Genomic DNA, 20,550 nt, shown 5'->3' on the forward strand with positions numbered 1-20,550 from the left:
GGAGAAAACAACCATGGGATTACTCGACGGCAAGGTGGCGCTGATCACGGGCGCCGGCGGCGGGCTTGGTGAAGCCTATGCGAAGCTGTTTGCGCGCGAGGGCGCGGCCGTGGTGGTCAACGATCTCGGCGGCCCGCGCGACGGCTCGGGCTCCGACAAGTCGATGGCCGACAAGGTGGTCGACGCGATCAAGGCCGAGGGCGGCCGCGCCGTCGCCAACGGCGCCGACATCTCGACGCTCGCCGGCGGCCAGTCGGTGTTCGACGACGCCATCAAGCATTTCGGCCGCGCCGACATCCTGGTCAACAATGCCGGCATCCTGCTCGACGAGACCTTCCACAAGGCCAAGGAAGCGAACTGGGACAAGGTGATGAAGGTGCATCTGAAGGGCACCTTCTGCTGCACCCAGCCGGTGTTCAAATGGATGCGTGACAATGGCGGCGGCGTCATCGTCAACACGTCCTCGACCTCGGGCCTGATCGGCAATTTCGGCCAGACCAATTACGGCGCCGCCAAGGGCGGCATCTGGGGCCTCTCCAACGTGCTGGCGATCGAGGGCCGCAAGTACAACATCCGGATCTGGACCCTGGCGCCGGGCGCGCTGACCCGCATGACCGCGGACCTGCCGCGCTACAAGGAGAACCCGGGTGCGGCGCTCGGGCCCGATGGCATCGCGCCGGCCGTGCTCTACATGGTCAGCGATCTGTCGGGCGACCAGACCGGCAAGGTGCTTGGCGTCTCCGGCCCGCGCGGCGTCCGCGAAATGCGGATGATGGAAATGGAGGGCTGGACGCCGCCGTTCACGGGATGGAAGGCGGAGGACATCGTCACCCACGCCAAGGAGATCTTCTTCTCCGAGGAGGAGATCAAGAAGTCGGCGCGGCGGTTCAAGTAAGGATTGGCACCCGCGACCGCGGGACGGCTTCCCGATGCGCAATGGCGCATCGGGAAATGACGCTGTATAGAGGGCGAAACAGACGAGGCACCCATGACCAAACTCACCGCCCAGGCCGCAGGAACCTTTGCGATCGCGCCGACCCCGTTCCACGACGACGGCCGCATCGACGAGGCATCGATCGACCGGCTGACCGATTTCTACACCGAGGTCGGCTGCGACGGCGTCACCGTGCTCGGCATCCTGGGCGAGGCGCCGAAGCTCGACGCCGCGGAGGCCGAGCAGGTCGCGCTGCGCTTCGTCAAGCGCGCCAAGAAGCTCCAGGTCATCGTCGGTGTCTCGGCGCCGGGCTTTGCCACGATGCGCTCGCTGGCGAAGAAGTCGATGGATGCGGGCGCCGCCGGCGTCATGATCGCACCGCCGCCGCATCTGCGTACCGACGACCAGATCATCGGCTATTTCAAGCAGGCGCAGGAAGCGATCGGCGACGATATTCCCTGGGTGCTGCAGGACTATCCGCTGACGCTGACCGTCGTGTTCACGCCGGCCGTGATCCGCAAGATCGTGATGGATTCGCCGTCCTGCGTGATGCTCAAGCACGAGGACTGGCCGGGCCTGGAGAAGATTTCGACCTTGCGCAACTTCCAGAAGGACGGCTCGCTGCGGCCGCTGTCGATCCTGGTCGGCAATGGCGGCCTTTTCCTCGATTTCGAGATGGAGCGCGGCGCCGACGGTGCGATGACCGGCTATGCCTTCCCCGAGCTGCTGATCGATGTCGTCAACCTGTCCAAGGCCGGCAAGCGTGATGCCGCGCATGATCTGTTCGACGCGCATCTGCCGCTGATCCGCTACGAGCAGCAGCCCGGCGTCGGTCTCACCGTGCGCAAATACGTGCTGCAGAAGCGCGGCATCATCTCCTCCAGCGCGCAGCGCAAGCCCGGAGCCGTCATCACGCCGCAGGCAAGGGCGGAGGTCGACTATCTCTTGTCCCGTGTGGCGCGCGTCGACCGTCGCGCCAATCTGCAACCGCAATCCAGTGCAGCAGGCTAATCATGACCGAGATCGTTGCCCCGCGCCTTGCGTCGACCGTGCTGCTGCTGCGTGACGGCAGCTCATCGGGCGAAATCGAAGTCTTCATGATGGTCCGCCATCACCAGATCGAGTTCAACTCGGGTGCGCTGGTGTTTCCGGGCGGCAGCGTCGACAAGAACGACAAGGAGATCGCCGCCGATCCCGCGCTCTATTCCGGCGGCGAAGGGCTCGACGGCGACGCGCTCGGCTTCCGCATCGCGGCGATCCGCGAGACCTTCGAGGAGAGCGGCATCCTGCTGGCGCGGCCGGTAGGCTCGAAAGACCTGGTCGATGCGAAGCGCGCGAACGAGATCGCGACCGCGCATCGCACGGCGCTGAACGAAGGCAAGATCAGCTTCCTCAAGGTGCTGACCGACAACGGCATGGTGCTCGCGCTCGATGCACTCGTGCCGTATGCGCACTGGATCACGCCGGAGGGCATGCCGAAGCGCTTCGACACCTGGTTCTTCCTGGCCGCCGCGCCGCCCGAGCAGCTCGGCGCCCATGACGGCAAGGAATCGACCGACTCGATCTGGGTGTCGACGCGCGAGGCGCTGGAGGGCGGCGAGAGCGGCCGCTTCAAGCTGCCGTTCCCGACCACGCGCAATTTGATCAGGCTCGGCAAGCAGCCGAACGTCGGCGCCGCGCTCGCCGACAGCAAGGGCAAGCCGATCGTCGCCGTAATGCCCGTGATGACCAAGACCGCCACCGGCCGTCAGCTCCGCATCCCCAAGGAAGCGGGGTACGATGGCGAGGTGTTCGACGTCGGGGCGCTGGGGTAGGTCCGTCGTCCTGAGAGACGTCGAGTGCGTGACTCACAGGCAGCGCTATGTCGTCCCGGCGAAGGCCGGGACCCATAACCACCGAACTGCATTGCTGCGCGACGCCGAGGCTGCAGCTTTTTCCAACAACACAACCCTGTGGTAATGGGTCCCGGCCTTCGCCGGGACGACGGGGAAGGAGAGTCGCTTCTCCACATTTCGGCTTATATCGAAATATCATCACCTCGCAGCGATGTAGCTTCCGTCTCAACCATCGAGACGGAATCCCGCCAATGACCACCGCCCCACGACAGCCGAGCATGGCCTTCGAGCTCGCCTTGCTGCTCGCGCTCGCCACCCTGTGGGGCGGCTCCTATACCTTCATCAAGCTTGGTGTCGCGACCATCCCGCCGATCACGCTGATCGCGGCGCGCACCACGATCGCGGGGCTGCTGCTGCTCGTCATCATGCGGATGCGCGGCGTATCGATGCCGGCCGATCGCGCGACCTGGCGCCGCTTCATCTTTCAGGCCTGCCTCAACAGCGTGATCCCGTGGACGCTGATCGCCTGGGGCGAGCGCTTCGTCGATGCCGGGCTCGCCACCATCCTCAATTCGGCCTCGCCGATCTTCACCTTCCTGTTCACCGCCGCGATCACCCGCCATGAGGGGGCGAGCCCGCGCAAGCTGTTCGGGGTGATATCAGGCATGGCCGGCATCTGCCTGATCGTCGGCGTCGATGCGTTCCGCGATCTCGGGCAGGGGATCGTGGCCGAGGTCGCGATCGTCGCCGCCACCATCTGCTACGCCTGTGCCGCGATCTTCAGCCGCGGCTTCAAGGAGCTCGATCCGATGGCGCCGGCGGCGGGTTCGCTGCTCGCGGGCGCCGCGATCCTCGTTCCGCTCAGCCTTGTCGTCGAGCGGCCCTGGACGCTTTCGCCGTCGACGACATCGCTCACCGCATTGCTGGCGCTTGCCGTGTTCTCGACCGCGATCGCGTTCGTGATCTACTTCCACCTGATCCAGACCCTCGGCTCGGTCGGCACCACCGCGCAAGCTTACTTGCGGGTGCCGATCGGGGTGGCGCTCAGCGTCATGGTGCTGGGCGAACGGCTGAGCCCGACGGCGTGGATCGGCCTCGCCTGCGTCGTGATCGGCGTCGCCGCGATGACGATTCCTGCACGAAGGATCGCCACGGCCTGACGTCATCGCCGCGATGACGATTCCTGGGCGCAAGATCGCCCCGCCTGAAGTTTCGCCCGCTGAAACCGGCGCCTTGCTGCCGCCGGCCAATGCCTGCATGCTGCCCGCAACGAGATCGCAGGGCGGGAAACGGGACGATGTTGCGGCGGATCAGCCTCATTGCCGGTGCGTGCATGGCGTTGCTGGCGATGGCCGGCACGGTGCGCGCGCAGGACTTCCCGAGCCGGCCGATCCGCATCGTCATTCCCTACGCGCCGGGCAGCGTCGCCGACGTGTTCGCGCGCATCATGGCGCAGGACATGCAGGAGCAATGGAAGGGGACTATCGTCGTCGAGGCCAAATCCGGCGCCAATGGCTCGATCGCGGCCGAGGAGGTCGCCCGCGCCGCTCCCGACGGTTACACATGGCTGTTGGTGACGACCTTCTTTACCGCAAGCCCGGCGCTGAACACGCAGCTGCGCTGGGATCCCGTGAAGGATTTCGTGTCGGTCGGGCAGATCTGTCTCGCCCCGAACTTCTTCATCGTGCCGACCTCGCTGCCGGTGAAGACCGTCGCCGACTATGTCGCGCTGGCCAAGGCCAAGCCGGGGACGCTGAACTACAGCCATCCCGGCAAGGGCTCGACCGGCCATCTCGGCTTCGAGCTGTTCAAGCGGCTCGCCGGCATCGACGTCACCGCGATCGGCTATCGCGGCTATCCGCAGATGGTGCCCGATATCGCGAGCGGCCTGATCACCTCGAGCTTCCTGTCGGCCAACCAGGCGCTGGCCCAGGTGCAGTCCGGCAGCATCCGGATCATCGGGGCGATCAGCGACGGCCGCTCGAAGTATTTCCCCGACGTGCCGACCATGGCCGAGCAGGGCTTTGCCGAGGCGCAGGTGACGCCGTGGTTCGGCTTCGTGGTGCCGGCCGGCACGCCGCAGCCGGTGGTCGAACGCATCAGCGGGGCGCTCGAAACCGCGCTGGCTTCCACCGAGGTGCGCAAGAAGCTGGATGTCGCCGGTTGCGACGCCCGTAGCGCGCCGCTGAGGCAGTTCGCCGATATCATCAAGGCGGACGTTGCGCTCTGGGCAAGGGTGGTCAAGGAGGCCGGCATCCCGCCGGACTGAGCCCCGCCGCCCTGTGCCGGAATCGGCCACCGGCACCCGCCCGGGGTGACGCCGGTCACACCGCCCGCGGGTTGGGCCGTGCAGCATGTTTCCCCAAAGCCCGTAATTTCCCGTATATTAGGGCGCATTGGACCCCGGCCTTGATGACATGACCGCTGAATTGCCGCCGAATTCGCAAGCGCCGCGTGCGTTCTCCCTCTCCATTGGCCAGCTCACGTTCGGCAGCTTCCTGCTGGTCCTGGCTGTGATCATCATCACATCCACCGCCAGCGTGATCGCGATCCGCCACATCGATACCACCTTCGCCGAGCTGCAGCGGCTGCAGAGTGTCGGCGACATCGCCGAGGATATCGACCGCCGCATGAACGAGCTGCGGCTCGCGGCGCGCGATTTCGTCACCGAGCCGGGCAGCCAGTCGGTCCAGGTCGCGGAGGCGGCCCAGTCGCTGAGCGAGATCCTGAAAAAGACCCGCATCAAGCTGGCGCCCGAGCAGCAGGACATGATCGACGGCGTCACCCAACGGCTGGCGACCTATCGCAACGGCATCGAGCGCATCTCGGCGCTGCTCAGCCGCCGCGCCGAGCTGGTCGCCGGGCTGCCGCCGCTGCGCGACGCCTTCGACAAGGCGGTCGCCGCGAGCAACGATGCGGCGCTGGCCAATGCGCTGTCGCAATCCCAGAGCCGGATTGCCACCGCATTGCTGGCGCACAACACGTCCGCTGCCGAGCAGGCCGCGCAGAGCATGCGGGCGATGACCATCTCCGATCCCGCGCTGCGCGGCGCCGTCGATAATTATGCCGAGGCGATCATCGCGGTCTCGGTGCGCGAGGGCCAGATCGCCGACATCGACAAGGAGGTGCTCGGCGCCGAAGGCCGGTTGATCCAGAAGGTCACCGAGCTGCTCCGCGAGCTCAGCTCTCGCCGCGGCCACGTGCTGTCGCGCGATTTTGCCCGGACGCTGGCCGAAGCAAAATGGCAGAGCATCGTGCTCGGCACGGCGGGTGTGCTGATCGGCCTGTTCGCGTCGGTGTTGGTGGTTCGCCGCACCGTCCGCCCGCTCGCCAGGATCGCGGGCTCGATCCGCAAGGTCGCCGGCGGCGAGAAGAGCGCGTTCATTCCCGGCGCCGACCTCGACAACGAGATCGGCGACATCGCACGCGCCGCCGAAGTGTTCCGCCAGACCCTGGTCGACGCCGACAGCGCGCGCGAGGCTGCGCTGCGCGCGCTCGCCGAGCAGCGGCTCGCCGAGGAGAGCTACCACAAGCTGTTCGAGGCGTCGGTCGAGGGCATCTACGTCACGACGCCGGGCGGCGCGCTGCTCAACGCCAATCCGGCGCTGGCGCGGATGATGGGCTATGCCGCGCCGCAGGACCTGATCAAGGGCATCGACGACATCGCCACCACCGTCTACGTGGATCCGGCGGCGCGCGAGCAGTACCAGCAGCTAATGCAGCGCGACGGCACGGTGCGCGACTACGAGTACCAGGTGCGCGCGAGCGACGGCACCGTGCTGTGGCTGTCCGATTCGGCGACCGTCGTCCGCAACGACGAGGGCGAAGTGATCCGCTACGAGGGCACGGTGCGCGACATCACCGACCAGAAGCGCGCCGAAGACGCGATCGCCGAAGGCCGTCGGCTGTTGCAGATGGTCATCGATACCGTGCCCGCCGTCATCAACGTCAAGGACCGCGACCTGCGCTACGTGCTGATGAACCGCTACATGGCGGGAATCTTCGGCATCGAGCCGCAGGACGCGATCGGCCAGACCACCGGCGAGCTGATGTCGCGCTATGGCGCGGCGAAGACCGATGAGAACGACAAGCGCGTCCTGTCGGCGCGCCGCGAGCTCGGCTTCTATGAAGAGGAGTACAAGGACGTCGCCGGCAACATGCGGCAATGGCTGGTCAACAAGCTGCCGATCCTCGATGCGCAAGGCGAGATCGAGAACATCGTCACGGTCGCGCTCGACATCGGCGAGCGCAAGCGCTCCGAGCAGGAGATGCGCAAGGCGAGGGATTCCGCGGAGGCCGCGTTGCGCAATCTGCGGGAAACCCAGAATTCGCTGATCGAGGCCGAAAAGCTCGCCGCGCTCGGCCGCCTGGTGGCCGGCGTCGCCCATGAGGTCAACAATCCCGTCGGCATCAGCCTGACGGTGGCGTCCGCGCTGGAGCGCAAGACCGCGAATTTCGCCACCCAGGTCGAGCGCGGCGACCTGCGCCGCTCCAGCCTCAACGATTTCCTGAACACGGCGCGCGATGCCTCCTCGCAACTCGTCGCCAATCTCAACCGCGCCGCGGAGCTGATCCAGTCGTTCAAGCAGGTCGCCGCCGACCGCAACTATTCGGACCAGCGCACCTTCGACCTCGGCGATCTCACCGAGCAGGTGGTGATGAGTCTGAGGCCCGGCCTGCGCAAGCACAATCTGACGCTCAATGTCGATTGTGAGCCGAACCTGATCATGAATTCCTATCCGGGACCGTATGGCCAGGTGCTGACCAATCTGTTCCTCAACGCGGTCGCGCATGCGTTCCCCGACGGCAAGGCCGGCGAGGTCGAGATCCAGGTCCACGCCGCCGGCGGCGACAATGTCGAGGTGATCTTCGCCGACAATGGCTGCGGCATGAGCCTCGACGTGCGCCGCCGTGCCTTCGATCCGTTCTTCACGACGCGGCGCGATCAGGGCGGCACCGGGCTCGGCCTGCACATCGTCTACAGCATCGTCACCACGCGGCTCGGCGGCCGGCTCTCGCTGGATTCCGCACCGGGCAACGGCACACGCATCCAGATGATCCTGCCGCGCGTCGCGCCGCTGGAGCAGGCCGCGGAATAGCGCGAAGCGTAGTGGCCAACCACGCGTTTGCTTTCGATCCGTCATCCTGAGGAGCGGCGAAGCCGCGTCTCGAAGGATGCACGGCCCGGCTCGTGGCCGTCGATCCTTCGAGGCTCGCTGTGCTCGCGCCTCCAGCGACAAAGGCGAAGCCTTTGCGCGGGGATGACGGGTCTAATGGTTTCAAACCGCTAATTGATATCCGCGAGCTTGTGCAGCGTGGCGCCGAAGATCAGGCTCGCCTTGCCGACCAGCGCGGTCCCGCTCATGGTGCCGCGGGTGTCGGTGAAGGTGCCGGAGACGCCGATGCCGACGGGCGCGGGCCCGCCGAACAGCGGGTTGTCGGTGTCGCGCGGCGTCGTGTGGCGTTGCACAAGGATTTCGCCCTTGAAGGCATCGCCCTTCACCGTGTAGCTGCCGGTGTAGTAAAGATAGGCGTCGCCGCCCAGTATCTGGCCGTCGCGGAAGAGAATGACGCCGCTGCCCTTGCCGACGCGACCGTCCAGCAGGGTGACGTGAATTGAGTAAAGTCCGTTCTTCATGACGTCCCGATTGCTGGCCGCCACGCCCACGGCAAGCCAGTTGGTTTTTTATGCCAAAGCGAGCAACCTCGTGCAATGCGGCAGGTTGATTCCCGGGTGTCCCGCGTTCGGGTGACCCTCGGTTCCTGCCAGGCAGTGTGACGGCGCAATGACAGCGGACCGTACGCGCGAATCAAAGTGGCCCGCGAAATGCATAGCTCTGGTTGCACTGGCCGGTGAGTGCTGGAGCAAACACATGTCTGACTGGATTGAATCCGGCGGCCATTGGGCACGCCCTCGCAGGCTCAATGGAACTTCGGCCCGTTATGCGAGCCACATGATCGCATCCCTCGTGCTGATAACGCTGGTGTTGGTTGCGGCCGTGCGAATCGCGCAGGCGCGCGATCCCGACGGCCGCTACGCCAATTCGCCGCTGAAGGAATGGTTCGACGGCCTGCGCAGCGGCAAAGGGCCGTGCTGTTCGGATGCCGACGGCACAGCGGTCAGCGATGTCGACTGGGAATCCAAGGACGGGCACTATCGTGTGCGCCTCGACGGGGCGTGGATCGATGTCCCCGACGAGGCCGTGGTCACCGAGCCCAACCGGGTCGGTCGCGCCATGGTCTGGCCGATTCCGAGCTACATGGGCGTGACGATCCGCTGCTTCATGCCCGGCAGCATGACTTAGCGCCGCACGCGTAGCTCAGACGTATTTCGGGTCGCGCTCGAGCAGTTCGATCGAGATGCCCTGCGGGCCGCGGATGAAGCAGATCCGCACGCCCGGACGGATCGTGGTTGGCTCCTTGGAGAATTCGACGCCCTTGGCCTTGATCTCGGCCGCGACCGCGTCGATGTCCTTCACCGTGAGCCCGAAATGATCGAGCCCCTGATAGGGCGTCACCGGCGCGGCGTTGACGCCGTCGCCCTGGGTCACCTCCGCAATGAACACCCTGGCGCCGCCGAGCTGGACGTCGATGCGGCCGGGGCCGCGGATGATCTCGCCGCCGAGAATGTCGCGCAGCCAGGTCGCGGTGGCCTCGGGATCGGGACTGCGCAGGTGGACGTGGTCCCAGGTGACGACAGGCATTGCGATCTCCTTGTTGTTGTCGTGCCGCTGTTCGGTGCGCGGCACTCGCTCTCGGGCGGCGCAAATCTAGCGAGCGGTTCGCTGGGATACCATCCCTCGTTATGCCTGCCCAAGATTGTCGTCAGGAATGAAACCATTGCGGCCGTCAGCGATTGTTTTTGCGTGGCCGCTCGACCTGCGGCCGTCCCGGAAGCCGCGCGGTGCGGCTTCCTCTCTGTGTGGGGGCGGCCCGATCAGGCTGCCAGGGTGAGGGCACGACGATGCGGATCGGCTTGGCGTCGTTTCGGAGGTTGGCCGCCGGACGTCTCGGTGAAGGGGGCTTCTACGCCAGCCTGCTGCTGCCGCTGATTGCGCTCGCCGGGATCGCCGCATGGTTCATGCTCCCCGAGCCGAGCGACGCCGGGGACCAGGACGTCTGGCCGGTGTCGTCCATGATCCGCACCGCGCAGAATGCCCCGACCGGCGAGCAACCAGCCCAAATCACAAATCAGACCGCGAGGGATGCGCTTGCCGCACCGACGGACGAGCCGACCACCGTCGGTGTGGCCATCGCTCCACAGGGGGCAGAGGAGGCCAAGCCGTCCGGGCCCGGCGCTGAAAGGTCGCCGCTGGATAAGCTGCGGATCGCCTCGCAATCGTGGCGGCGCGGCGGGCTGGGTTCGAAGGCGCTGGTCACCCTGACGCTGCGCAATGCCAATGATTTCGCCGTCAAGGATATCGAGATCGCCTGCGCCTTCATCCGCCGGGACGGTCGGCCGCTGACCGAGCGCAAGCGGCTGATCTCCGACACCATCGCCATGAAGAGCCGCAAGACTTACTCGCAAATGTTGGTCGGGTTCGTCAACGTGAACGCAAACAAGGCGAAATGTTCGGTCGTGACGGCGAGCCGCCTCTAATTCCCGGCATCTCGAAAAAGTGACCGCGAATTGACTTGTCGGGTGAACCGTAACGGCCGGACAGGAACTAACTAATAAACCAGCCGTTAGCGAACGACCCGGGAGCGCGGACAGCGTCCGGGTGATCATGCGCAGACGATGAAATCGCCCGCGCGATGACTGATGTCGTCGCGCCGAGATGAACCGCGCCCTGCTGCGCGGGGGGAGCTACCAAAATGCCTGTGGCGCGTTATTTCCTGTTCGTTGGTGGAGTGCTGCTCGCGCTGCTCTTCGTCGTCAATGCCATCGTGCCGCAGGAGGCCGTGGTCGCCGGCCAGAACCAGGGACTGTCGTCGCCGGGCGTCGACAAGACCATGGTGCGCATCAAGTCGACCCAGAAATTGCCCGAGCGGGTGGTGTACGACACCAATTTGCCGACCATTGTTCCGGCGCAGGTCAACGCGGTCGCCGCGGCTATCCCGTCGGCTACGGGCGATGCGTCGGCGCAAGCCCGCGTCCGCAATACGTTCGCCCAGTTCATTCCGCCGGAGAAGGCTGATGCGCAGAAGGTCGCGGCTGAGGCAAAATCGGCTGAACAACCGGCGCAGGCCCAGCCTCAGGCGCCGAAGAAGCGCAAGGTCGCGCGCTACCATGCCCATCCCCAGCAGCCGATGCGGCTGGCACAGCCCGGCATGTATCAGCCCTACCGCGTCGCGCAGCAGCAGCAGCAGCGCATGGGCTTCTTCGGCGGCTTCGGCACCTGGTAAGAAAGGGCTGCCGCAGCCGGCAATCAATCCGCCGCCGCAAACACTTGCGGCGGCTTTTTCATGTCCGCGATCAGGCGGGTGGCCGGATCCGGGACGGCGTCCGAGCGGCGCTCGCTACCTTTAGCGCGGCAGGCGCGGAATCTTGTCCGCGAAGCCGTTGTAGCAGGTCAGCCGCTCGTCCTCTTCCTTCACGAAGCGGCAATCGTTGACGCCCTTGGCCGGGGCAGCCTTCGGCTTCGGCTGCGGCTTGAAAATCTCGTCGTAGCAGATCAGTCGCTCCTTGGTGGCGTCGTCGATGTCCTGACAGGCCTGAAGCTTCTGAGCGACCGATTGAGGCTTGCCGGGCGCGGCAGGCTTCTCGCCCTTCTTGGCGGCCGACTTCTTGCCGACCTGGACCAGCGGCTTGTCGCCGACCATCGGCTGCGAGGTCGCCGCCGCCGGCTTGTCTGCGTCGGCGGGGGCCGGCGTGGTGCCTTGGGCAAGCGCGGCAGCCGGGCAGAAGAGCGCCAGCGCGAGGATGATATGTCTCATGTCGAAAATGTCCGAAATGGCGTGATGACCGGAAGGATGGCGCCGGGGATCGGAAAAGCCCGGCAAGCGCCGAGACTTAACGCAAGTCTTGCCCGAATCCTACCCCCAGAGGTGACCCGCCCGGCACCGATCCACCGGCAAAAGTGAGGGCAATTCGTCGCCGTTCGACCCGCGGGAGAGCGTGAATTGCCTTTGCCCGGCGGGGCGGCTATGACCACGCCATCTGCGCGACTGGCGCTTGGATGGACCACCATCGGGGAGCGCAGAGACTGAACGCCGCGCGCCTGGGCACCGCTTCGAAACGGAGGTGCCATGACGGCGAACATTCTCGATGGGCATGCACATGCCCAAATTGTCATCGACAAGATTGCTGGCGAACTCGACCGGCTGCCCCGCGCGCCGGGGCTTGCGGTCGTGCTGGTCGGCTGCGACCCGGCGAGCCAGATCTATGTGCAGAGCAAGGTCAGGATGGCCGAGCGGCTCGGCCTGCGCGGCGAGGTCGCACGCCTGCCGGATGATGCCAGCGAGTCCGATCTGCTTGCCGGAGTAGAGGCGCTCAATGCGCGCGACGATATCGACGGCATCCTGGTGCAGCTGCCGTTGCCGGCGCATATCGACGCCTTGCGCGTGATGGCGGCGGTCGATCCCGCCAAGGATGTCGACGGCCTGCACGCCCTGAACGCCGGCCGGCTGTTTCACGGCGATGACGCGCTGGTGCCGTGCACGCCGCTCGGCTGTCTCCGGCTGATCAAGTCGGTCCGATCAGACCTCACCGGCGCCCATGCCGTGGTGATCGGCAGCTCCAACATCGTCGGCAAGCCGATGGCCGCGTTGCTGCTGCAGGAGCACGCGACCGTGACGCAGACCCATATCCACACCCGCGGCATCAGCAGGATCTGCCGCGAGGCCGACATCCTGGTGAGTGCGGTGGGCAAGGCCGGCCTCGTGCGCGGCGACTGGATCAAGCCCCAGGCCATCGTCATCGACGTCGGCACAACGCGCGTCGAGAGGCCGGACGGCGGCTATGCGGTGTGCGGCGACGTCTCGTTCGACGAGGCGGTGCAGGTCGCCGGCGCCATCACGCCGGTGCCGCGCGGCGTCGGCCCGATGACGATCGCCTGCCTGATGGAGAACACGCTGAAGGCGGCAAAGGCGAGGGCGGCGCGGCTGCAATAGCGCGGGATACCTGCGGCGATATGCGAGCGGTGGGTGTCGCTCGCGCATCACGCGCGAAGTTCATGACGTCCGGGGTAATGGAAAGCCCGCATCATTCGTCTATCGTCGCGCGACAGATGGAGGCGCGCGATGCTGTATGCGGAAGATCTCGCCGAGGGCCAGACGTTCAGGCTTGGCAGCTACACGATTGGCGAGGCCGAGATCCTGGAGTTCGCTGGCAAATATGATCCGGTGCCAATCCATGCCGATCCCGTCGCGGCTGCGGCAGGCCCGTTCGGCGGACTGATCGCAAGCGGCTTCAACACCATTGCGATCTATCAGCGGCTCGTCGTGGAGGCGATCTGGACCAAGGTGGCGGGGATCGTCGGGCGGAGCTTCGAAATCCGCCTGCGGAGCCCGGTTCGGCCCGGCGCCACGCTCACCGGCCAATCCCAGATCCAGAAGATCACCATCAGGCCGGAGCGGCGCGACGCTGTCGTGATCTTCAAGACGGAGCTGGTCAACGACGAGCAGCGCCCGGTTCTTGTCCTCGTGCTCGACGCGCTGATCCGCATGCGGCCGACGGAGCAGGGGCCGGCATAGGCGCGGCCTGAGGGGCATCCCGAAGTCATCCGCCTCGGACGGCCGTCAGCGCCTCTACGTGTTCCCGCACGCGACCTTGTCGTCGCGCAATGTTGCGGCAATTATGACAAGCCGGCGGCTGAACGGCAGCGCATCAATGACGTCATCATCGACGAGGTCGTGCTGCCCGGTATTTGCTTCGTCGATGCGCCGAACGCATTCGATCCAGACGGATGTGCCGCCGTGAAACGCAGCAAGCAGATGAACGGAGAGATCGAAGCCAGGCGGCGCAAGGCCGAGGAATGGCTCCGCATGCAGACCCGACGCGCCGCTGAACGGCAACGGCTTCGCGACTACAAGATTGCGCTGGCGCGCGACGAGGTTGGCGTCGATACGACGCGGCTTGCGCCCTCGAACAGTTATTCGACCCCCGACTTCGTGCTGCGCGGAACCTATCGACCGGAGCCCTTCATCTGCAAGGACTGCGGCGTTGCCGAGGTCTGGACGCCGTTGCAGCAGAAATGGTGGTACGAGACCGCCAAGGGCGATGTATTTACCGCGGCGGTGCGCTGCCGGGCCTGCCGCACCAGGGAGCGCGCGCGCAAATCCGCCGCACGCCGCGTGCATCTGGAGGGACTCGCAAGGAAGAAGCCTCCCGTCTCGTAGCGATGGGCGTGACTTCAGGGTCGCACTTAACATCTGATACGCGGGGAACCGCTGCGCAGGCGGTCAATGCGTCGCGCGTGCGGAACGTTTCGGTGCCTGATCGGTTCGAGACCTTGAAGCCCCCGATGTGGGGTGCGGGCGGGGAGGAACCAGCCAAGGAAAACTTGTCAAGGAAACCTGTCAAGGAAGCCATCGCGGCCGGAACCAACGAGAAGGAGCAGCGGATGAAACTCAATTCCACGCAAGTCAAGCAGACCATGACGCAACTGAATGCCCAGGTGCTTCCGGACGATCACCCGGCCGTGGCGCAACTGAACAGCGTGTTCGGTGAGCACACATTCTTCGTCGACACCAGCGGGCTCAAGGTGCTTGAACCGGCCCAGACCTCCGACATGCCGGGGCAGACCGGCGAAGTCGTCAGTCTCGCCGAGTGGAGCGATCCGGAGCTGACCTCGCTTCGGCCGCACGAGCCCGAGCCGACCGGCGTGCTCATCGCGCTTGAACCCAGCAAGCACTGAAGCGTTCCAGCGCGAAGTGAATACCGGTGGTTCGCGCAACCAAAACGCCATCAAGCAAGGGGATTGAGAGCATGATCCGATTCAATCGGATCATGCTCTTTGTGCTGCATCGTGCGACACCGCGATCGGCCGTCCTGATGGCGACAGCCCCGACGTCGCATCAAGAGGTGCCGAAAGTCACATGGCAAATCAGCGCCGCCTGCGTATGCATCGGTTTGAGATGGGTATCCAGGCGGTGAGGGGCAGATGGGGATCGTGCGGCGCTGGAGCCCTGACGAGGACGAGAAGCTCAGAGAACTCGCCAGGGCCGGCAAGAACGCTCTCGAGATCAGTAACGAACTGACCCGCAGCGCGTCGGCCGTGCGCCGGCGCGCCGAGGTCCTGTCGGTCCTGATCATGGCAAAGGCGTTTCGCGCGCGCCCCTCGCATGTCGCCACCCATCTCGAGCGGGTCGCGATCGACGCGATCCGCAACCGCCGTCCGTTTCCCGCGGGCGTCGGCCCGAGCACCATTGCCGGAATGATCGAGAAGGGCTGGATCGTCCAGGAGATGGGGCGCAGATACAACGTGACCGATGCCGGCGTGGAGGCGGTGCGGCGGAAGATTCCGAGCGGCTGAAGGGAATGCCGGCTGCACGCCGGGCGCGCCATGCCGAAGCGGCTTACGCATGCGGTGGGGAAGGCGGACCATTCGCGACCGAATGCAAGATTTCGCGCCCGAGACGGACGTCCCATCCGTTCAATCATCGGGGGCGCGACGACCTGCGGCCTCTTTGTGTCCTCGTCAGCCCACCGATCTGATTGCGCCGATGCTCAACGCCCAGCTAGCCCAAGCCGACCGATATCAAGCCGACCGATACCAGCGTTTCGCCGATCTCGCTGTCACCGTCGGTGACGCGATCAATGCGATCGCCGGGTTGAATCCGGCTCAGCGTACAGACGTGGACTTCCTCGAACGCGAATTCATCCCGGCGCTGGGGCTCAATGACGAACTGCTTCATGAGCAGCCGCCGGAGCTGGCGCCGAACTTCGGCAAGGGCCTCCACCTTTGGCAATACCCGAACCAGCTTGCGCCATACCTCGCCTGGCTTGCGCGCAATTCGTCCGGCGTTTCCTCGTACATGGAAATCGGCTGCCGCTGGGGCGGCATGTTCGTCCTGGTTACGGAGTGGCTCAGGAACAGCGGCGCCGACCTCAAGACCGTGATTGCACTCGATCCGATCGCGCCGACGCCCTTTATCTCGACCTATTTCGATCTGCTGCAGCAGCAGGCCGCTATCGAGCCGATCTACATCCAGGATTTTTCGACCTCGCCGCTGGTCGGTGCGCATGTCGACCGGCTGAAGCCGGACTTCGTCTTTATCGACGGCGATCACAGCCTGCGCGGTGCGCTACAGGATCATCTGCTGGTGCGTTCCCACGCCCGCATCATCGTGCATCATGACATCCATTCCCAAGCCTGTCCGGATACCACGCTGCTCTGGAAGGCGCTGAAGCAGTTCGAGGCGCCGAGCTTCGATACGTTCGAATTCACCAGCCAGTATCTGTCGATCAATGGCTCATTCCTCGGCATCGGTGCCATGAAGCGGCGCTCGGCCCAGATGTAGGACCGGGAGCCGGGCAATCGCCGCGATCACGAGCTCGCGGGCCGATCGCGGAGGTTCAGCTTGCTCTTGTCGCCGCCGGCCCAGGCCAGGGTCTTCGGGTCCATCACGCGGAACCAGAGCGGCGGGATTGCCGCCAGCCCGAACATGCCGGTGTAGCCGTTCGGTAGCCGCGGGATGTCGTCGAAATCGCGCAGCGACTGGTAGGGGCGCATCGGGTTGGCGTGGTGGTCGGAGTGACGTTGCAGGTGGAACGTCATCAGGTTCGAGACGATGTGGTTGGTATTCCATGAGTGGCGCGGCTCGACCGCCTGGTAGCGGCCGTTCGGCAGCTTCTCGCGCAGCAGCCCGTAATGCTCGACATAGTTGGCCTGGGTCAGCGCGTACCAGCCGAGGAAATGGTGCGCGACGATGAACGGCGCGACCTTCCAGCCGAACAGCGCAATCAGCACGGCGGCGACGACGAGCGTCAGCGCAAAGCCTTGCAGGATCTCGTTGTTGACCGACCAGACCGGCTCGCCGCGCCGGGTCAGCCGTTCGGCCTCGTTGCGCCAGCCACGCTTGAATGCACCCGGCAACTCGCGCGTCGCGAACGCATAGATCGATTCACCGAAGCGCGCGCTGGCGGGGTCCTCGGGGGTTGCGACCCAAGTGTGATGGCCGCGATTGTGCTCGACGCGGAAATGCGCGTAGCCCACCGCGCAGTTGGCGAGCATGCCGAACAGGATGTTGAGCCTGTCCGGCTTGTGGCCGAGCTCGTGCCCGATCAGGAGCGCGCCGCCATTGATGGTGCCGACGCCGAGCAGCAAGGCGACATAGGACCACCACGGCAGATCCTGGGTGCCGAAGAAGGCGATCAGCGCGACGTAGTTGATCCAGGGAAATACCACGGTGATGCGCGCGAGCCGCATGTAATAGGGATCGGCCTCCATCGCGGCGACCACTTCCGCCGGCGGATTGTGGGTGTCTTCGCCGAACACGACGTCGAGCAACGGGATCAGGATGAAGATGAAGACGAAGGGGATCAGCGTCACCAGCGGATTGTGTGTCCGCAGGAACAGCCAGTAGGACAACAGCGGGATCAGCGGCGGAATGAACGAGAGCATCCAGAGATAGCGTTTGCCGTCCCGGTAGGTGATCGTTTCGCCAGCAGCATTGGTGCCCGTGAAGATCATCGCATTCCCTCCAGCATCTCTTGCGAGGCGGCGTTCGCCATTGTTGGGCCAAGCATGCCGCCAGGCGGGCCTGCGCCGCCAGTTCACAACAGGCCAATTTTGTGGCATTTTGCGCCAAGCTTGTTCGGCCGGACGTTCGCGAGGGGGAGGTCGCCGACGCCATGCACGGATCGGAATCCGATGCCCTTCGCACGCCGGTCTCCGCGGTCTATGCGCGGGCCCTGGTGCGGGCATTTGGCCAGACGCGAGGCGATCGCGACGAGCTGCTGAAGGGCACTGGAATTCGGCTCGAGGCGCTCGACCAGCCCGGCGCTCACATGCCGGTATCCTCGCTGGTGGTGCTGGCGGCCAACATCACCCGCCGGCATGGCGAGCTGTGGCCGTTGTCGGCCGCGGCGGTGTGGTCGACATCGCTGCAAGGCGCGCTCGATGTCGCGACCAGGACGGCGCCGACCATCGCGGATGCGTTGGCGACCGGCGCGCGCTTCGGGTCGACCCGCGCGCCCTTCGTCCGCAACCGGCTGCGCAAGACAGCGCGCGCGATCCAGATCGAAATCTCTCCCGCCGTCGCGATGGACGAAGCGCTGTGGCACGCCGTGGCGCTGGCGGTCAGCCTCAACGTGCACGCCGTGTACGTGCAGCTGCTCGAGGATGCGATCGGTGAGGCGACACTGCAATTTCCCTGGTCGCCGCCTGCGGGCGCGGAGCGGCTGCTCGAGCATTATTCCTGCGCGGTGAAGTTCAACGCCGCCGCCTTCATCTTCGAGGTACCGAAAGCGCTCGGCGCACGGCCGTCGCCGTTTGCCGATCCACAATTGCACGCCAAGGCCATTGAAGCGCTCGAGGCGATCGAAAATCCGCAGCCCGACACCGCGGCGCTGGCGGGGATCGTCGAGCGCCTGATCGCGGCGCGCCTGCCGCGGCGCCTCGCCGAGGCGGAGGCCGCGCGCCTCGTCGGCACTTCGCGGCGAACGCTGGTGCGGCGGCTCGCCGAGACCGGCTGCGCCTTCCGCCCGCTGCTCGACGGCGTGCTACGCGAGCGCGCGAGGATCATGCTCGCGGCAGGTACCCAATCGCGCGACCAAATGGCGGCCGCGCTCGGCTATACCGACGCGACGAGCTTCAGCCGGGCGTGCCGGCGGTGGTTCGGAGAGAAGGGCGGGCGGGATTAGGGCGCGGTCGATGGCTCGCGCAAGCCCACAGACCCTGGTGGACGATACGCAGACTTAAGCGATGCCGAACCCGTCAATGCGTATGCAGGGCGTCGTAGGCGTGCGCAAAAAACACAGCGGCGCTGAGGAGCAGCAGCGCGACAATGGTCGCTTCCATCATGACACTTCCCCATTATTGTTTGGGAGAAGTGGTACCGGTCAATTGTTTCCGCCCGGTTTCGTCCGCTGATGAAAATGGTTTCGTGGCAGGATCGCTGCAACAATCGGCTGCCGGATCGAGCTCGCGCGGTGCTCGGATCGCTCGGCATCGATACTGTGACGCCGACCTAAAAGCTACGCCGCCGGGCCCGAAATGGTTTGTCCCGGCGGCGCCCTGTCATTCCCAGCGCTGGGGCCCTGAAATTCCCAGTGTCATTTCCTTAGCAGATCCGCGGAGAGACGGCTGTTGCCGAACTCACACAAGCTTCTAAGAGAGGAGCCGACGCCAGGGCCTACACGTCAGCTCCTCCGAAACGTGACCGTGCTGCGTCCCCAACGGTCCCGTCCCTCTGAGAAGCCTGCGCCGATCTAGTTGCCGATTTGCTAACCGTCCCTCTCGTCGGCAGGGCGGCCGATACCATCACTCCAATTCTGATATCGTTTTTCGGCGAGCCTGGCCGGGAGGTAATCCCTATTGGTGCTATTGGCGGCAGGAACGAGCGGTGGTTTTGGAAGTAGTGTCTTCCGGCTCCCGGCTCTCATACCCCCAATCCGGCTGGGAGCCACAGGGGCGGCCTCGGCGCGCGGCGTCGGGGTCGTTCTCATCTTGCAGCATCGCTTCAGAACAGACGCAACGCGAAACGCTCACTCAGAACGAAATGAGCGCGGCTTAAAATATTGATCTATCGGTAAAATCGCTGGCGCGCTCGGAGAGATTCGAACTCCCGACCCTCGGAATCGAAATCCGATGCTCTATCCAGCTGAGCTACGAGCGCGTAGCGGGTCGATTATCAGACTTGGGCGGGGAGGGCCAGCAGGCAGGCACGGAGCGCGGCACCCAGCGGTGCCGGCACGTCCCGCCGTCTCCCTTATAGCCGTCAGAAGCAGGGATGCCGTCGGTGGTCCTGGCCGATATAGGCGGCCGCGCTCTGGTAGCACTTGTTGCGCGGGGAGCCGTCGTAATAGGCGAAGCTGCCGGCAGTCGGGCCGGGGCCGTAATTGTGCAGATAGCTGATGTGGTAGGGCAGGCCCCAATGGGCGTGGTGGTGATGCCGGTGGTGGCGCGGATGGGCCGTGAGGTCGGCCGCAGCCGCCGGGGTCAGGGCCATCACGGCCAGAGCGAGGGCGGCGAAAAGCTTGGTCTTGGTCATGGGCGGCCTCCGGTCATTTACGGGAATCGGCATTGTGGGCCGCCCCGGGGTCCATTTAACCCGGAATCGGGGCCAAAAGCTGCGGGAAATCAGCCACAGCGCGCCAAATTTTGCCTTTTTGCGGATGCTTAACGGATTGCCAACACAGTCCGGCCAGAGTCTTGCGGTCAGGTCCGCCCGGGCCCGGCCTTTCCCGCGGTTTCGAACGATCCATGCGCATCACGCCCCTTGTCGCCTTGCTGCTCTCGGTTCTGGCTGCGACGCCCGCGCGGGCGGTGCTGCACATCACGCGCGACCATGGCGGCTATGTCGAGGAGTACAAGGCCAAGTACAAGCAGATCCGCGAGCGCCGCGAGCGCGTCGTGATCGACGGCATCTGCAACTCGGCCTGCACGCTTGTGTTCGGCATCGTGCCGCTGAACAAGATCTGCGTCACGCCGCGAGCCAGCATCGGCTTCCACCAGGCCTATTACGACAAGGCCTTCACCTTCGGCATCAAGGTCACCAGCCTCGAGGGCACCTCCGACCTGATGTCCTACTACCCCGATACGGTGAAGGACTGGATCCGCCGCAATGGCGGGCTCACCACCGAGATGAAGAAGATCAAGAACGGGATCGATCTCTGGAAGATCGTCGATCCCTGTCCGGAAGAGTGGTAGGCGCGGACGCGCTCGCGCTTCGAAC

General features: G+C 65.4%; 23 protein-coding genes, 1 tRNA gene and 1 riboswitch. Of the genes, 17 read left to right on the forward strand and 7 right to left on the reverse strand.

Going from position 1 to position 20,550, the window contains the following annotated elements; translation table 11 throughout:
• Positions 1–13 precede the first annotated feature (13 nt).
• The 6 genes from J2R80_RS25560 to J2R80_RS25585 all read left to right on the forward strand — a co-directional run bounded on the left by J2R80_RS25560 (position 14) and on the right by J2R80_RS25585 (position 7,868).
• Positions 14–895, forward strand: a complete 882-nt coding sequence (locus J2R80_RS25560) for an SDR family oxidoreductase (RefSeq protein ID WP_076831307.1) — start codon at positions 14–16, stop codon at positions 893–895.
• A 93-nt stretch (positions 896–988) separates the two neighbouring features.
• Positions 989–1,945 carry a dihydrodipicolinate synthase family protein gene (locus tag J2R80_RS25565; RefSeq protein WP_141340969.1) on the forward strand — a complete coding sequence of 319 codons (957 nt, stop codon included), beginning with the start codon at positions 989–991 and terminating at the stop codon, positions 1,943–1,945.
• Positions 1,946–1,947: 2 nt separating this feature from the next.
• Positions 1,948–2,748 carry an NUDIX hydrolase gene (locus J2R80_RS25570; RefSeq protein ID WP_253639650.1) on the forward strand — a complete coding sequence of 267 codons (801 nt, stop codon included), beginning with the start codon at positions 1,948–1,950 and terminating at the stop codon, positions 2,746–2,748.
• Positions 2,749–3,020: 272 nt separating this feature from the next.
• The gene (locus J2R80_RS25575; RefSeq protein WP_253639651.1) at positions 3,021–3,929 is read left to right on the forward strand and encodes a DMT family transporter; all 909 of its coding nucleotides are present in this window, start codon (positions 3,021–3,023) and stop codon (positions 3,927–3,929) included.
• Positions 3,930–4,066: 137 nt separating this feature from the next.
• Entirely contained in the window at positions 4,067–5,038 is a 972-nt protein-coding gene (locus J2R80_RS25580) for a tripartite tricarboxylate transporter substrate binding protein (protein ID WP_253639652.1), read from the forward strand.
• Between the two features lie 148 nt (positions 5,039–5,186).
• Entirely contained in the window at positions 5,187–7,868 is a 2,682-nt protein-coding gene (locus J2R80_RS25585; protein ID WP_057015976.1) for a PAS domain S-box protein, read from the forward strand.
• A 188-nt stretch (positions 7,869–8,056) separates the two neighbouring features.
• On the opposite strand, the gene J2R80_RS25590 is transcribed toward J2R80_RS25585, so the two are convergent.
• The gene (locus J2R80_RS25590) at positions 8,057–8,407 is read right to left on the reverse strand and encodes a GrlR family regulatory protein (RefSeq protein WP_057015832.1); all 351 of its coding nucleotides are present in this window, start codon (positions 8,405–8,407) and stop codon (positions 8,057–8,059) included.
• Positions 8,408–8,642: 235 nt separating this feature from the next.
• Between J2R80_RS25590 and J2R80_RS25595 the strand changes: the two genes are divergently transcribed.
• Positions 8,643–9,074 (forward strand): hypothetical protein, encoded by a 432-nt coding sequence (locus tag J2R80_RS25595; protein ID WP_375162609.1) that lies wholly within the window; start codon positions 8,643–8,645, stop codon positions 9,072–9,074.
• Positions 9,075–9,089: 15 nt separating this feature from the next.
• On the opposite strand, the gene J2R80_RS25600 is transcribed toward J2R80_RS25595, so the two are convergent.
• Positions 9,090–9,473, reverse strand: coding sequence for a VOC family protein (locus tag J2R80_RS25600; RefSeq protein ID WP_253589989.1), 384 nt, complete (start codon positions 9,471–9,473; stop codon positions 9,090–9,092).
• Between the two features lie 260 nt (positions 9,474–9,733).
• Here J2R80_RS25600 and J2R80_RS25605 point away from each other — a divergent pair, with 260 nt between their 5' ends.
• Complete coding sequence (locus J2R80_RS25605) at positions 9,734–10,369, forward strand: hypothetical protein (protein ID WP_253639653.1); 636 nt, start codon at positions 9,734–9,736, stop codon at positions 10,367–10,369.
• Between the two features lie 215 nt (positions 10,370–10,584).
• Positions 10,585–11,115, forward strand: a complete 531-nt coding sequence (locus J2R80_RS25610) for a hypothetical protein (RefSeq protein ID WP_253639654.1) — start codon at positions 10,585–10,587, stop codon at positions 11,113–11,115.
• Between the two features lie 120 nt (positions 11,116–11,235).
• On the opposite strand, the gene J2R80_RS25615 is transcribed toward J2R80_RS25610, so the two are convergent.
• Positions 11,236–11,646 (reverse strand): hypothetical protein, encoded by a 411-nt coding sequence (locus J2R80_RS25615; RefSeq protein ID WP_028339251.1) that lies wholly within the window; start codon positions 11,644–11,646, stop codon positions 11,236–11,238.
• Between the two features lie 217 nt (positions 11,647–11,863).
• Positions 11,864–11,943, forward strand: a riboswitch (ZMP/ZTP riboswitch).
• Positions 11,944–11,958: 15 nt separating this feature from the next.
• Here J2R80_RS25615 and J2R80_RS25620 point away from each other — a divergent pair.
• Complete coding sequence (locus J2R80_RS25620) at positions 11,959–12,822, forward strand: bifunctional 5,10-methylenetetrahydrofolate dehydrogenase/5,10-methenyltetrahydrofolate cyclohydrolase (RefSeq protein WP_057015829.1); 864 nt, start codon at positions 11,959–11,961, stop codon at positions 12,820–12,822.
• Between the two features lie 129 nt (positions 12,823–12,951).
• On the forward strand, positions 12,952–13,404 hold the full coding sequence (locus J2R80_RS25625; RefSeq protein ID WP_253639655.1) for a MaoC/PaaZ C-terminal domain-containing protein: 453 nt from the start codon (positions 12,952–12,954) through the stop codon (positions 13,402–13,404).
• Positions 13,405–13,458: 54 nt separating this feature from the next.
• Here the strand turns inward: J2R80_RS25625 and J2R80_RS25630 are convergent, their stop codons facing one another.
• Positions 13,459–13,725, reverse strand: a complete 267-nt coding sequence (locus J2R80_RS25630) for a hypothetical protein (RefSeq protein WP_253639656.1) — start codon at positions 13,723–13,725, stop codon at positions 13,459–13,461.
• On the opposite strand from J2R80_RS25630, the gene J2R80_RS25635 reads away from it, so the two are divergent.
• The 4 genes from J2R80_RS25635 (at position 13,696) to J2R80_RS25650 (ending at position 16,173) form a co-directional block, all read left to right on the forward strand.
• Positions 13,696–14,049 (forward strand): zinc-ribbon domain containing protein, encoded by a 354-nt coding sequence (locus tag J2R80_RS25635; protein ID WP_253639657.1) that lies wholly within the window; start codon positions 13,696–13,698, stop codon positions 14,047–14,049. The two genes, J2R80_RS25630 and J2R80_RS25635, sit on opposite strands and share 30 nt — an antisense overlap.
• Before the next feature lie 224 nt (positions 14,050–14,273).
• A complete protein-coding gene (locus J2R80_RS25640; protein ID WP_016846480.1) occupies positions 14,274–14,567 on the forward strand; it encodes a hypothetical protein in 294 nt (97 codons plus the stop codon).
• A 246-nt stretch (positions 14,568–14,813) separates the two neighbouring features.
• Complete coding sequence (locus tag J2R80_RS25645) at positions 14,814–15,185, forward strand: SANT/Myb-like DNA-binding domain-containing protein (RefSeq protein ID WP_253639658.1); 372 nt, start codon at positions 14,814–14,816, stop codon at positions 15,183–15,185.
• Positions 15,186–15,375: 190 nt separating this feature from the next.
• Positions 15,376–16,173: a hypothetical protein gene (locus J2R80_RS25650; protein WP_076831280.1), complete on the forward strand. Its 798-nt coding sequence runs from the start codon at positions 15,376–15,378 to the stop codon at positions 16,171–16,173.
• 26 nt (positions 16,174–16,199) lie between these two features.
• Here the strand turns inward: J2R80_RS25650 and J2R80_RS25655 are convergent, their stop codons facing one another.
• On the reverse strand, positions 16,200–17,345 hold the full coding sequence (locus J2R80_RS25655; protein ID WP_253639659.1) for an alkane 1-monooxygenase: 1,146 nt from the start codon (positions 17,343–17,345) through the stop codon (positions 16,200–16,202).
• Between the two features lie 161 nt (positions 17,346–17,506).
• Here J2R80_RS25655 and J2R80_RS25660 point away from each other — a divergent pair, with 161 nt between their 5' ends.
• Positions 17,507–18,517, forward strand: coding sequence for an AraC family transcriptional regulator (locus tag J2R80_RS25660; RefSeq protein ID WP_253639660.1), 1,011 nt, complete (start codon positions 17,507–17,509; stop codon positions 18,515–18,517).
• A gap of 897 nt (positions 18,518–19,414) precedes the next feature.
• Here the strand turns inward: J2R80_RS25660 and J2R80_RS25665 are convergent.
• Together J2R80_RS25665 and J2R80_RS25670 are read right to left on the reverse strand one after the other, a co-directional pair.
• Positions 19,415–19,491: transfer RNA gene (locus J2R80_RS25665), tRNA-Arg, on the reverse strand.
• Between the two features lie 102 nt (positions 19,492–19,593).
• The gene (locus tag J2R80_RS25670) at positions 19,594–19,866 is read right to left on the reverse strand and encodes a hypothetical protein (RefSeq protein ID WP_076831273.1); all 273 of its coding nucleotides are present in this window, start codon (positions 19,864–19,866) and stop codon (positions 19,594–19,596) included.
• 212 nt (positions 19,867–20,078) lie between these two features.
• Between J2R80_RS25670 and J2R80_RS25675 the strand changes: the two genes are divergently transcribed.
• Positions 20,079–20,525 carry a hypothetical protein gene (locus J2R80_RS25675; RefSeq protein WP_028339233.1) on the forward strand — a complete coding sequence of 149 codons (447 nt, stop codon included), beginning with the start codon at positions 20,079–20,081 and terminating at the stop codon, positions 20,523–20,525.
• Positions 20,526–20,550: the final 25 nt, after the last annotated feature.

The organism is Bradyrhizobium sp. USDA 4541, from assembly GCF_024171085.1.
Lineage (GTDB): Bacteria > Pseudomonadota > Alphaproteobacteria > Rhizobiales > Xanthobacteraceae > Bradyrhizobium > Bradyrhizobium australafricanum.

Coding starts and splice junctions, on each gene's coding strand:
- J2R80_RS25675 (WP_028339233.1), top strand. CDS start 20,079: ATGCGCATCACGCCCCTTGTCGCCTTGCTGCTCTCGGTTCTGGCTGCG.
- J2R80_RS25645 (WP_253639658.1), top strand. CDS start 14,814: ATGGGGATCGTGCGGCGCTGGAGCCCTGACGAGGACGAGAAGCTCAGA.
- J2R80_RS25640 (WP_016846480.1), top strand. CDS start 14,274: ATGAAACTCAATTCCACGCAAGTCAAGCAGACCATGACGCAACTGAAT.
- J2R80_RS25575 (WP_253639651.1), top strand. CDS start 3,021: ATGACCACCGCCCCACGACAGCCGAGCATGGCCTTCGAGCTCGCCTTG.
- J2R80_RS25560 (WP_076831307.1), top strand. CDS start 14: ATGGGATTACTCGACGGCAAGGTGGCGCTGATCACGGGCGCCGGCGGC.
- J2R80_RS25570 (WP_253639650.1), top strand. CDS start 1,948: ATGACCGAGATCGTTGCCCCGCGCCTTGCGTCGACCGTGCTGCTGCTG.
- J2R80_RS25650 (WP_076831280.1), top strand. CDS start 15,376: ATGCTCAACGCCCAGCTAGCCCAAGCCGACCGATATCAAGCCGACCGA.
- J2R80_RS25605 (WP_253639653.1), top strand. CDS start 9,734: ATGCGGATCGGCTTGGCGTCGTTTCGGAGGTTGGCCGCCGGACGTCTC.
- J2R80_RS25670 (WP_076831273.1), bottom strand. CDS start 19,866: ATGACCAAGACCAAGCTTTTCGCCGCCCTCGCTCTGGCCGTGATGGCC.
- J2R80_RS25655 (WP_253639659.1), bottom strand. CDS start 17,345: ATGATCTTCACGGGCACCAATGCTGCTGGCGAAACGATCACCTACCGG.
- J2R80_RS25620 (WP_057015829.1), top strand. CDS start 11,959: ATGACGGCGAACATTCTCGATGGGCATGCACATGCCCAAATTGTCATC.
- J2R80_RS25585 (WP_057015976.1), top strand. CDS start 5,187: ATGACCGCTGAATTGCCGCCGAATTCGCAAGCGCCGCGTGCGTTCTCC.
- J2R80_RS25610 (WP_253639654.1), top strand. CDS start 10,585: ATGCCTGTGGCGCGTTATTTCCTGTTCGTTGGTGGAGTGCTGCTCGCG.
- J2R80_RS25565 (WP_141340969.1), top strand. CDS start 989: ATGACCAAACTCACCGCCCAGGCCGCAGGAACCTTTGCGATCGCGCCG.
- J2R80_RS25595 (WP_375162609.1), top strand. CDS start 8,643: ATGTCTGACTGGATTGAATCCGGCGGCCATTGGGCACGCCCTCGCAGG.
- J2R80_RS25600 (WP_253589989.1), bottom strand. CDS start 9,473: ATGCCTGTCGTCACCTGGGACCACGTCCACCTGCGCAGTCCCGATCCC.
- J2R80_RS25580 (WP_253639652.1), top strand. CDS start 4,067: ATGTTGCGGCGGATCAGCCTCATTGCCGGTGCGTGCATGGCGTTGCTG.
- J2R80_RS25625 (WP_253639655.1), top strand. CDS start 12,952: ATGCTGTATGCGGAAGATCTCGCCGAGGGCCAGACGTTCAGGCTTGGC.
- J2R80_RS25660 (WP_253639660.1), top strand. CDS start 17,507: ATGCACGGATCGGAATCCGATGCCCTTCGCACGCCGGTCTCCGCGGTC.
- J2R80_RS25635 (WP_253639657.1), top strand. CDS start 13,696: ATGCAGACCCGACGCGCCGCTGAACGGCAACGGCTTCGCGACTACAAG.
- J2R80_RS25590 (WP_057015832.1), bottom strand. CDS start 8,407: ATGAAGAACGGACTTTACTCAATTCACGTCACCCTGCTGGACGGTCGC.
- J2R80_RS25615 (WP_028339251.1), bottom strand. CDS start 11,646: ATGAGACATATCATCCTCGCGCTGGCGCTCTTCTGCCCGGCTGCCGCG.